Here is a 1081-nt window from a genome sequence, read left to right as displayed (position 1 = left end):
ACGATGCGGCGCATCGTGGAAAAGTCGTCAACGATCAGGAATTTCATGTCGGGTGAGGGATTGCTCATGGCTCGTCCTTGATTCAATCGTTAGAGGCCTGGCACGGCCTCCGCGAGGTGTTCACAGCCGTTATCGGCGTTCGGTAGGAGGGCTTAAGGCCTTTATGGGGTTGGCCAAGGCAGCGGGTACTTCGGGGTCGGTTTCTTCATCAACCTCGCCGGATTCGACCTTGGCGGCCTGGAAGAAGCGGTCTTCGGCTTCGCGGTTCATCACCACGATGCTGATGCGCCGGTTCAAGGGGCTTTCAGGGTCGTCTTTCTCATAAAGCAGGCTGGCGGCCAGGCCCTGCATGCGCAGCACCTTCTCGCCATCCAGGCCACCGGCGATCAGTTCGCGTCGGGAGGCGTTGGCCCGGTCGGCCGACAGCTCCCAGTTGCTGTAGCCCCGCTCGCCCGAGCTGAAGGGCTTGGCGTCGGTGTGACCTTCGATGGTCAGGCGGTTGGGTACCACGGACAGCACCGCGCCAATGGACTGCAGGATGTCCCGCATGTAGCCCTTGACCTCCGCCTGGCCGCTGTCGAACATGGGGCGGTTCTGGTCATCCACGATCTGGATGCGCAAACCCTCGGCGGTCAGGTCCAGGCGAATTTGCGATTTGTACTGGGCCAGGCGCGAATCGTTGGCAATGATTTCTTCCATCTTCTGCTTGAGCGCGGCCAACTGGGCACGTTCGGCAATGGCTTGCTCGGCCTTGATGGCTTTCTTGCGGGCCTTGATCTCGGCGGTTTCCGAGGCGCCTTTCTTGAGCTGCCCCACGCTTTCGGCCAAGTTGTTGCCGCCGCCCTTGATGATCGAGGTGGCATCGCCAGCGCCGGATCCGCCGAACATGGCGACCTTGAGGGGGCTGTTGAAGTAGTCGGCAATGCCCTTCTTGTCGCCTTCGGTGGTGGAGCCCAGCAGCCACATCAGCAGGAAGAAGGCCATCATGGCCGTCACGAAGTCGGCGTAGGCGATCTTCCAGGCGCCACCGTGAACGGCGTGGCCGCCCTTCTTGACGCGCTTGATGATGATCGGCTGGACT

1 protein-coding gene is annotated in these 1081 nt (G+C 61.6%); it reads right to left on the bottom strand.

Annotation, left to right across the window (positions count from 1 at the left end; translation table 11 throughout):
- Positions 1–129: 129 nt before the first annotated feature.
- Positions 130–1081 (bottom strand): flagellar motor protein MotB (motB, locus tag Q7V20_RS22095; protein ID WP_304795981.1); only part of this gene is annotated, 952 nt, incomplete at its 5' end.

The sequence above is a fragment of the Aquabacterium sp. genome, assembly GCF_030652515.1.
Taxonomy (GTDB): Bacteria; Pseudomonadota; Gammaproteobacteria; order Burkholderiales; family Burkholderiaceae_C; genus Aquabacterium.
The sequence above is the reverse complement of the archived record's forward strand: the minus strand, read 5'-3'. Positions and strand labels throughout refer to the sequence as shown.